The following is a 2,582-nucleotide window of genomic DNA, read 5'->3' as shown; positions in this document are numbered from 1 at the left end:
GACCTCGTCCCGGTGTTGTTCGCCGAGCGGGTGGCGCGGACGCCGGACGCGGTGGCGGTGGTGTGTGACGGCGTGGAGGTGTCCTATGTGGACCTGGACGCCCGCGCGAACCGGCTGGCCCGCTACTTGGCTGGTGCGGGGGTGGGGCCTGACTCTGTCGTCGGCTTGTACCTGCCGCGCGGGGTCGACATGGTGGTGGCGTTGCTGGCGGTGTGGAAGGCGGGCGGCGCGTACCTGCCGATCGACCTGGCGTACCCGGCGGAGCGGATCGCGTTCATGCTCGCCGACGCGAAGGCTGCGGTGCTGCTGGGTCTCGAGGACGACCTGGACGAGCTGCCGGCGGGGCGGGTGCGGACCGTCGCGGTCGACGACCCGCGCATCGGCCGGCAGTCGCCGGATCCGTTGTGGGTGCCGGTGCTGCCGGATCATCTCGCGTACGTCATCTACACATCCGGTTCGACCGGCACGCCGAAGGGTGTGGCGGTCACCCACGGCGGGTTGACGAACTACGCGCAGTGGGCCGCCGCCGAGTACGGTCCGGCCGGTCAGGGTGCGGTGCTGCACTCCTCCCTGGCGTTCGACCTCACGGTCACCAGCGTCATCGTGCCGCTGATCGCCGGGTCGCGGGTCGTGGCCAGCGTCGACGGCGGCGCCGAGGGCCTGGCGGACGTCGTCAACGGTTCCGGCGGGTTCGACGTGCTGAAGGTGGTCCCCGCGCATCTGCCGATGCTGAGCGAGCTGCTGACCGGTCCGAGCGCGAGGGTGCTCGTCGTCGGTGGCGAGGCGCTCCTGGCCGCGCCGGTCCGGGACTGGCTCTCGCACTCGCCCGGCTCGGTCGTCGTGAACGAGTACGGGCCGACCGAGACCGTTGTCGGCTGCTGCGTGTACCGCGCCGTCGCCGGCCAGGACCTGGCGGATCAGGTGCCGATCGGCAGGCCGATCGCCAACACCCGCCTGTACGTGCTGGACGAGCGGCTGCAGCCGGTGCCAGTGGGAGTGGCCGGTGAGCTGTACATCGGCGGCGCGCAGCTGGCCCGCGGCTACGTCGCCCGCGCCGGGCTGACCGCGGCCCGGTTCGTCGCCGACCCGCTCGGCAGCGGTGAGCGCCTGTACCGCACCGGCGACGTCGTGCGCTGGAACGCCGACGGGAACCTGGTGTACCTCGGCCGCGCCGACGAGCAGGTGAAGATCCGCGGGTACCGGATCGAACCCGGCGAGATCGAGGCCGTGCTGACCGGGCACCGGCAGGTCACCCAGGCGGCCGTCGTCGTCCGTGAGGACGTCCCCGGCGACCGGCGGCTCGTCGCGTACGTCGTCGGCGCCACCGACGGGCTGCGGGAGTTCGTCGCGGCCCGCCTCCCCGAGTACATGGTGCCGACCGCGTTCGTGGCCCTGGACGCGCTGCCGCTGACGGGCAACGGCAAGCTCGACCGGCGGGCGCTGCCCGCACCCGACGCCACCGGCGCCGGCACGTCGAGCCGCGGCCCCGCCGGCGCCCGCGAGACCGCCCTGTGCGCCGCGTTCGCCGACGTCCTCGGCCTCGGCACCGTCGGCGTCGACGACGACTTCTTCGCCCTCGGCGGCCACTCCCTGCTCGCCGTCCGTCTCGTCAGCCGGATCCGGGCGGCCCTCGGCGTCGAGATCGACATCCGGACCCTGTTCGACAGCCCGACCGTCGCCGGACTCGCCGCCCGCCTCCCGGACGCCGGCACGGCGAGGCCCGCCCTGACGCCCCAGGTCCGCCCGGAGCGCCTGCCGCTGTCGTACGCGCAGCAACGCCTCTGGTTCATCGGCCGGCTCGAAGGCCCGAGCCCCACCTACAACGTCCCCGTCGTGCTGCGCCTCTCCGGCGCCGTGGATGTCGCCGCGCTCGACGCCGCGCTGCGCGACGTGATCGGGCGGCACGAGGTCCTGCGGACCGTGTTCCCCGTCGCCGGCGGCGCACCGTTCCAGCGGATCCTCGACGACACCGAGTGGCGCGACGGCTGGCGTCTCGAGGTGTCCGGGGGCAGCCCCGAGGCGGTCACCGCCGCGACCCGGCACCCGTTCGACCTGGAGCGGGAGATCCCGATCCGGGCGTCGCTGTTCACCGACGAGTCCGTCCTGGTCGTCGTCATCCACCACATCGCGGGCGACGGCTGGTCCGCCGGCCCCCTCGCGGCGGACCTGACGACGGCGTACACGGCCAGGCTGGCCGGCGAAGCTCCACAGTGGACGCGGCTGCCGGTCCAGTACGCCGACTACGCGCTCTGGCAGCGTGACGTGCTCGGTTCGGAGGACGATCCGGGCAGCGTCATCGCCCGGCAGGTCGCCCACTGGCGGCAGGCCCTCGCCGGCGCGCCGGACGAGCTGGAGCTCCCCACCGACCACGCCCGCCCGGCGGCGGCGAGCCACGTCGGCCACACCGTGCCGCTGCACATCCCCGCGGAGGTGCACGCCCGCCTGCGCGACGTGGCTCGCGAGCACGGCGCGACGGTCTTCATGGTGGTCCAGGCCGCGGTCGGGGTGCTGTTGTCGAAGCTGGGTGCGGGCACGGATGTGCCGATCGGGACGGCGGTCGCCGGTCGTACCGATGAGGCTTT

General features: G+C 74.0%; 1 protein-coding gene. It reads left to right on the top strand.

What is annotated here, in order from left to right; genetic code table 11:
- Positions 1–12 precede the first annotated feature (12 nt).
- The coding region (locus AB0I21_RS57360; protein WP_360574492.1) for an amino acid adenylation domain-containing protein at positions 13–2,582 on the top strand (2,570 nt) is incomplete at its 3' end.

Origin of the sequence: Dactylosporangium sp. NPDC050588, assembly GCF_040654975.1 — a bacterium.
GTDB lineage: Bacteria > Actinomycetota > Actinomycetes > Mycobacteriales > Micromonosporaceae > Dactylosporangium > Dactylosporangium maewongense.
Note: the sequence above shows the minus strand (reverse complement) of the source record. Positions and strands in the feature narration are given on the sequence as shown.